We start from the raw sequence: 6976 nt of genomic DNA on the forward strand, positions 1-6976 counted from the left end.
CGCCGTTTTCGCTTTCAAGAGCCGGATCAGAGCATGCTGCCCGTCGATGATCGACCTCGGCGCCAGAGAGTGACGCCCGCCCAGATGAACAGCAGTTGCACAACCACACGGATGGTGGCTGCGATCGGTGGTGCAAAAACGGGATCGGTGCGGATATAATCCCAGAGATGCAGTGGAAGATAGCCGAGGCACAGGGCAGCAAAAGCAAGCCCAGCCAGGGCTCTTGTCCGTGGCCAAAGCGCGGCTGCGCCAATCAGGATCTGCACCACAGCCGCCGCGACCAGAACCGGATAGGCTGGCAGCCACGGTGGAACCAGCGGGGCGAAGGCTTCCGGGCTCGCCAGATGCGCGACGCCGCCGAGGATCATAACGAGAGCCACCAGCGCCGTCAGGGCCCAGCCGACAATCCGGGATGGTGTCTTGATCGATGCGTCAACCTGCCGCTCAGTCATGGGACACCTTCGTCGCGGCAACCGAGACGTCCTTCCATTCTTCCCAGGTCGCAAGGCGCGCCTTGTAGGCGTCCGGCACCATCATCGTCGGCAGCACGCCGAGGAAGAGGCGCAGCGGCGGGTTGTCAGCATCGACGAGCTTGAGGATGGCCGAACCGGCAGCCTCCGGTTCGCCGTAGACGGCGGGCGGCATCTGCGCCTGGCGCGCCTGCATGGCGGTGCGCAGGCCGTCATAAGCGGGGATCGGTTGTGCATGGCTTGCGGAGTTGCCGGCCCAATCGGTCATGTAGGGGCCGGGCTCGACCAGGGATACCTTGATGCCGAAGCCAGCGACTTCCTGGGCCAGCGCATCGGTCAGTCCCTCGACCGCCCATTTCGAGGCGTGATAGGCGCCAAGCCCGGGGAAAGTCATGACCCCGCCGACGGTCGAGATCTGGACGATATGCCCGAAGCCCTGATCACGCAGTAGCGGCAGGACCGTCTGTGTCATGTTGAACAGGCCGAAGTAATTGACCTCCATCTGATCGCGCATCTGCTTTTCAGACACTTCCTCGACCATACCGAACAGGCCATAGCCGGCATTGTTGACGACAACATCAAGCCGACCGAGCCGCTCTGCGGCGGTTGCCACGACCGAGACGCAGGCGGATCGATCCGTGACGTCGAGCTGCAGCGGCACGATGCGATCGCCGTAGTCGACAACGAGATCATCGAGGCCTGCAAGGCTGCGGCTGGTTGCGGCAACCTTGTCTCCACGCTTCAGGGCGGCGGTGGCGAAAACGCGACCCAGGCCGCGATTGGCGCCGGTGATAAGCCAGGTCTTTGACATGCAGAGTCTCCTGTTGATGGGTCATTTGATCACTGATAGAATGAAGGTGTAACTGGAAATCTGAACAGTGTATAGATGGCAGAGTCCCCAAACAGCGCCAAGTCAGGCTACCATCACGGCAATTTGAAATCGGCGATGATCGACGCCGCCGATACGATCATTCGCGAGCATGGCATCGAGGGGTTTTCGCTGCGCGAAGCCGCGCGCCGTGCCGGCGTCTCGATCGGCGCGCCGGCGCATCACTTCGGCAGCGCCAAGGGCCTGCTTACCGAAGTGGCCCTGCTCGGCTATGGCAGTCTCGGCGAGTATCTGAACGCGGTCGTGGCCAGTGATGATGCCAGGCGTGATCTTCGAGACCTGGCGCAGGCCTATGTGCGTTTTGCCATCACCCATACCGGGCGCTTCCGCCTAATGTTCCGACCCGATCTCGTCGATCGCGACGACCCGCGCTACAGCGAGGCCAGCCGGCAGGCGCTGACCGGGCTTGCGACTGCCATCGCCCGGGGCGCGCCCGCAGGCGCGGATGCCATGGGTGAGCTGTTCGTCGTCTGGTCCTCCATGCATGGCATGGCGAACCTCGCTGTCGACGGCAAGGCCAAATACCTGTTTGGCGGAGCAGATGCCGACAGGTTTGCCAGCGAGATCCTGCCGGGCCTCTTGGAAACGGCCTGGCCTTTTGGCAGGCCGTAATCCCTGCGCCAAAGCCTGGCAACACTCTTGCTTGGCCACCTTTCAAAAGGTGTCGAGCAACCGCTCCTGTTCTTGCATCCGCTCGTGAGTTTGCTATCCCTGCCGAACAGACCGCGAGCAGGGAGCCCCCTTCATGACTACCATCTACGGCATCAAGAACTGCGACACGATGAAGAAGGCGCGCACCTGGCTCGAGACCCAAGGCGTGGCGCATGACTTCCACGACTACAAGGCCAAGGGCGTGGATGCGTCGACCCTCGACAGCTGGATCGGCAGGGTCGGCTGGGAGGTGCTGCTCAACAAGGCCGGTACGACCTTCAAGAAGCTCGACGACGACAAGAAGGAAGGGCTCAATGCCGCAAAGGCCAAGGCGTTGATGCTGGAGCAGCCGTCGATGATCAAGCGGCCGGTGCTCGACGTGGATGGCGCGCTTGTCGTCGGCTTCAAGCCCGAAATCTATCAGCAGACCTTCAAAGCCTGATCCCATGGCGAAAACCACCCGCGCCACGCAGTTTCTCGACAAGGCCGGGGTGGCCTATACCACGGCGACCTACGACTACGACCCGAATGCCGAGCGCATCGGGCTGCAGGCGGCGGAAGCGATCGGCGAGCATCCGTCGCGCGTGTTGAAAACGCTGATGGCGGAACTCGACGGCAAGCCGGTCTGTGTGGTCGTGCCCTCAGACAGGGAAGTGTCGATGAAGAAGCTGGCGAGTGCCTTCGGCGGCAAGTCGGCAGCGATGATGAAGCCGGCCAATGCCGAGAAGCTCACCGGCTTCGTCGTTGGCGGCATCAGCCCCTTCGGTCAGAAGAAACCGGTGCCGACCGCCATCGAGATATCAGTCATGGACGAAGCGCTCGTCTACATGAATGGCGGCCAGCGCGGGTTGCAGGTGCGGCTCTCGCCGCAGGATGCGTTTGCCGCACTGGGCGCAATTGCGGCGCCGCTGGTGGCTTGACACTTGCCCATGGTCTGGACTTCGCCATCTTTCCCCTTAAGTCTGGCGTTACAGCCACAACAGGAATACCCCATGACCCTCCCCGATCTCTCCGCCTCCATCGATCCAGTCAAGCTCGACAAACTCGCCGAGGTGGCGATCAAGGTCGGGTTGCAGCTGCAAAAGGGGCAGGACCTGGTGCTGACGGCCCCGCTCGTCGCCGTGCCGCTTGTCCGCCTGATCACGGCGCATGCTTACCAAGCAGGCGCTTCGACGGTCACCACCTTCTATTCGGATGAGGAGACGACGCTTGCGCGTTATCGCCATGGTCACGACGCGAGTTTCGACCGTGCGCCGAACTGGCTCTATGACGGCATGGCGAAGGCCTATGAAAACGGGGCTGCCCGCCTCGCCATTGCCGGCGACAATCCGCTGCTGCTGTCGCAGGAAGACCCTGCCAAGGTCGGCCGCGCCAACAAGGCGACCTCCATCGCCTACAAGCCGGCGCTGGAGCATATCTCCAATTTCGACATCAACTGGAACATCTGCTCTTATCCGAACCCCTCCTGGGCGAAGCTCGTTTTCCCTGACATGCCGATCGAGGAGGCCGTGCGCAAGCTTGCCGATGCGATCTTTGCCGCTTCCCGCGTCGATCGTGACGATCCCATCGCGGCCTGGGCCGGGCACAATGCGGAACTCAAGAAGCGGTCGACCTGGTTGAACGGCGAGCGCTTCTCAGCGCTCCATTTTACCGGCCCCGGTACAGACCTGACGGTTGGCCTTGCAGACGGCCATGAATGGCATGGCGGCGCCTCGACGGCGAAGAACGGCGTGACCTGCAATCCCAACATTCCGACTGAAGAGGTCTTCACCACCCCGCATGCGTTGAAGGTGGAGGGACACGTCTCCTCGACCAAGCCGCTCAGCCATCAGGGCACGCTGATCGACAATATCCAGGTGCGCTTCGAAGGTGGTCGGATCGTCGAGGCCAAGGCCTCGAAGGGCGAGGCCGTGCTCAACAAGGTCCTCGACACCGACGATGGCGCGCGGCGCCTCGGCGAAGTGGCACTGGTGCCGCATTCCTCGCCGATCTCGGCGTCCGGCGTCTTGTTCTACAATACGCTGTTCGACGAAAACGCCTCCTGCCATATCGCGCTCGGCCAGTGCTATTCGAAGTGCTTCCTGGATGGCGCCTCACTCAGCCAGGACCAGATCAAGGCGCAGGGCGGCAACTCCTCGCTGATCCACATCGACTGGATGATCGGCTCTGACAAAGTGGATATCGATGGCATCCGCGCCGACGGCTCGAAAGTGCCTGTGATGCGTCAAGGCGAATGGGCTTAAGACCTCCGCCTCAGAGGTCGAGGTCGACCCAGAGAGCCGCATGATCGGAAGCCGCATCCTGCGGCCTCTTCAGTTCCTCATAGGTCTCCCAGCGCTTCGGCCGTGACCCCGGCCACATGCCGGTGCGGATCACACCGCCCTTTTCCACCTTGTCGAAGAGCTTGGGAGAGAGCAGCAGGTAATCGATCTTGTTGCTGGGATTGGACAGGCCGTAAGTGCCCTCATAGCCGCCATTGTCGAAGCTCGGATGATCGAAGGCATCGGTCAGGTCGGCAGTCTTCAGCAGGGGGCTCAAGGGATCGCTGTCGGGCGTATCGTTAAGGTCGCCGATGACAGCGATATGCTCCCAACCCTCGGCAAGCCGCTCCTCGACGATCTCGGCAACACGGCTCGCCTGGGCCTTGCGGCGGCGGTCGGACTCAACCTTGCCGCCGAAACCCTTGCTCTTGAAGTGGTTGACCATCACCAGCAGCCTATTGCCGCTTGCGGTCGTCACCTCGAATTCAGGGCAGTCGCGGGAGAAGATGATGCGGTCGCTGCCATCGGGCAGCCGGTCGTCCACATGGCTGCGCATCCGGCCGATCGGGAATAGCGGACCGGACATCAGGCCGACATCGATCCCGCGCTCGTCATTGCCATCGATCAGCATCACATGGCGAAACGGGTTGCCCCCGACCGAGGCGAGGATCTCGTCGCTGAAGGCCTTGAGCACGGGCCGGCTTTCAGCCTCGACCACGCCCAGCACGTCCGCCTTCAGGTCGCGGATTACGCGTGCCGTGTTGCGCATGGCGTGCTCGTTGATGGGTTCATCGCGCAGTTCAAGAGAGCCGACCCAATCTGCACGGCCAGATGCGGTGATCTCGATGCCGCCTGTTTTGGGGCGCTTCAGCAGGCCGCCGCGATTGCGGCGCAGGATGACGAAGGGACCGGTGTCGCTCTTTTCCATTCCGAGATCGACAATCAGATCCGCCATCTTGCTGCGGTCAGTCGGCGTATAGGCGACCTCGCCGAGCAGCGCGTTCAATGCGGCGAATTTCTCAAGAACGGGGCGCCCGTCCTCCCAGGTCTCCAGGTTCATCGCCTTGGCGCGATCGAACAGGTTCTCGACGTTGTAGACGGCAAGGCGCATCACTCCCTCCCAGGCTCACTGGGAAGGAGTCATATCAGAGATTTGTGATGCGCGCATGTCGCGAGACGTCAGAGACTTCCCGCGTCTGACACGCAGCCGTATCTTACTCAGCGATAATAGACGATCTTGCCACCGTTAAGGGCGGTCTCGACCCACAAGACGTTCTGCGCGGCAATGCCACGGACCTGGAGCGCTGCAGACAAGCTCGGATCTTCCGTCACGGCCGCCTGGGCAAGCCGCATGCTGTTGCCGGTGGGGTAGATGACCTGCATCGGATAGGTATGACGGTCGAAGCCGCCGCGATCGACGCGGATCGCGGTGACATTGCCATTATACTGCTTGCCGAAGAGGATTTCGCGGGGCGTCCAGCCGCCGGCCTCGACATAGGTTGCGGCACCGGCCGGAAGGGCGGCGAAAGTAGCCGCAGCAAGGGCTGCGGCGACGACGAGTTTCTTCATCATGATCATGCTCCTTTTCGCCGGACGCTTGGGAGCACATCCGGCTTCATCCGGACATGTGGAGATCGGAAGAATGGTTTTCCAGTATAATCACATCAGCTTGATCGGTTGCGCACAACCGATCGCGGTGACGGAGTGTTCACGTCCGCCGATGCGGGCCGCAGTCTCGCAGCCCGACGAGGGATTATGACTGCAATTAGCCCTGGCGGGCCTTGCGGGCGGCGTAGCGACGGTCGCGCTCGGCCTTGCGGGCGGCTTCGTCTTCGACAACGCGGCTGATGCGCGATGCTTCCGCGTGTTCGCGGGCGTCCTTCTCGGCATTTGCCGCAGCGATCGCGGCTTCTTCGCGTTCGCGGGCTTCCTGTTCGGCGCGGATCTTTTCCGCGGCCTTCAGGCGGTCGCGTTCGGCATGGCGCTTGACGCGCTCTTCGGCACGGGCCGCGCGTTCTGCCATGCGTGCTTCACGCTCAGGATCGGCAGCGGCATGGGCGGCCTTGTAAGCCTGAAGCAGCGCTGCCTTGGCGTCAGTTGCGGTGGTACGGCGCTCGGCGAGGCCATGGTCTCTCGTAAATTTCATTGGGGCTCCGATCTCTTGGAACTGGGGTCAGGTACGGGCGCGCTTGGCGACGAGGGCCGCCGTTGCGCTTTCGCGCGCTTCGCGTTCGCGTGTCAGACGGGCTTCGCGCAGGCGCAGCGTCTTCTCGTCACGGGCAGAGGTAATCGCATCCTGCTCGTCGATCGCGCGACCGCGGGCCAGAAACTGCGACTGCGTCTTCGCAAAGGCGAGTTCGGCGGTCTGGCGCGACTTGGTGAGTTGCTCGGTCATGTCATCTCCTTTCAGGAGGCTTGCCCATGTCGGGCAATAAAAAAAGGCCAGGCTATCTGCCTGACCTTCCGTGGGATCTTGCCTTCGACAGTGCCAGTACATCCGTGGTCAAAGGAAAGCGGATCCCGGATCTATCAGGCTGCCTGCAGGTTGCAGGCCGACATCTTGCCCGACTTGTTGTCGCGCTCCATGTCGTAAGCCAGCTTCTGGCCTTCAACGATTTCGCGCATGCCGGAGCGTTCAACTGCCGAGATGTGAACGAATGCGTCCGGGCCGCCGTTGTCAGGCTGAATGAAGCCGAAGCCCTTGG

At 62.3% G+C, this 6976-nt stretch carries 11 protein-coding genes; 4 read left to right on the forward strand and 7 right to left on the reverse strand.

The features are described 5' to 3' along the window. Positions 1-26: 26 nt before the first annotated feature. Positions 27-452 (reverse strand): hypothetical protein, encoded by a 426-nt coding sequence (locus IP85_RS19040; protein ID WP_054151246.1) that lies wholly within the window; start codon positions 450-452, stop codon positions 27-29. Continuing rightward, positions 445-1281 (reverse strand): SDR family NAD(P)-dependent oxidoreductase, encoded by an 837-nt coding sequence (locus tag IP85_RS19045; protein ID WP_054151247.1) that lies wholly within the window; start codon positions 1279-1281, stop codon positions 445-447. The genes IP85_RS19040 and IP85_RS19045 overlap by 8 nt, the downstream gene beginning before the upstream one ends. A 75-nt stretch (positions 1282-1356) precedes the next feature. On the opposite strand from IP85_RS19045, the gene IP85_RS19050 reads away from it, so the two are divergent. The 4 genes from IP85_RS19050 to IP85_RS19065 all read left to right on the forward strand — a co-directional run bounded on the left by IP85_RS19050 (position 1357) and on the right by IP85_RS19065 (position 4253). Then, on the forward strand, positions 1357-1971 hold the full coding sequence (locus IP85_RS19050; protein WP_082347823.1) for a TetR/AcrR family transcriptional regulator: 615 nt from the start codon (positions 1357-1359) through the stop codon (positions 1969-1971). Between the two features lie 133 nt (positions 1972-2104). Then, a complete protein-coding gene (locus IP85_RS19055) occupies positions 2105-2452 on the forward strand; it encodes an ArsC family reductase (RefSeq protein ID WP_054151249.1) in 348 nt (115 codons plus the stop codon). A 4-nt stretch (positions 2453-2456) separates the two neighbouring features. Continuing rightward, entirely contained in the window at positions 2457-2930 is a 474-nt protein-coding gene (gene ybaK, locus IP85_RS19060; protein WP_054151250.1) for a Cys-tRNA(Pro) deacylase, read from the forward strand. Positions 2931-3002: 72 nt separating this feature from the next. Continuing rightward, the gene (locus tag IP85_RS19065; protein ID WP_054151251.1) at positions 3003-4253 is read left to right on the forward strand and encodes an aminopeptidase; all 1251 of its coding nucleotides are present in this window, start codon (positions 3003-3005) and stop codon (positions 4251-4253) included. A gap of 10 nt (positions 4254-4263) precedes the next feature. Here the strand turns inward: IP85_RS19065 and IP85_RS19070 are convergent, their stop codons facing one another. The 5 genes from IP85_RS19070 to IP85_RS19090 form a co-directional block, all read right to left on the reverse strand. After that, a complete protein-coding gene (locus IP85_RS19070; RefSeq protein WP_054151252.1) occupies positions 4264-5382 on the reverse strand; it encodes an endonuclease/exonuclease/phosphatase family protein in 1119 nt (372 codons plus the stop codon). A 107-nt stretch (positions 5383-5489) separates the two neighbouring features. After that, positions 5490-5843, reverse strand: a complete 354-nt coding sequence (locus IP85_RS19075) for a hypothetical protein (RefSeq protein WP_156322991.1) — start codon at positions 5841-5843, stop codon at positions 5490-5492. Between the two features lie 193 nt (positions 5844-6036). Then, positions 6037-6417: a DUF6481 family protein gene (locus IP85_RS19080; RefSeq protein ID WP_054151254.1), complete on the reverse strand. Its 381-nt coding sequence runs from the start codon at positions 6415-6417 to the stop codon at positions 6037-6039. A gap of 27 nt (positions 6418-6444) precedes the next feature. After that, positions 6445-6666: a hypothetical protein gene (locus IP85_RS19085; protein WP_054151255.1), complete on the reverse strand. Its 222-nt coding sequence runs from the start codon at positions 6664-6666 to the stop codon at positions 6445-6447. Between the two features lie 134 nt (positions 6667-6800). Further along, the coding region (locus tag IP85_RS19090) for a cold-shock protein (protein ID WP_082347824.1) at positions 6801-6976 on the reverse strand (176 nt) is incomplete at its 5' end.

Origin of the sequence: Rhizobium sp. AAP116, assembly GCF_001295785.1 — a bacterium.
Taxonomy (GTDB): Bacteria; Pseudomonadota; Alphaproteobacteria; order Rhizobiales; family Rhizobiaceae; genus Allorhizobium.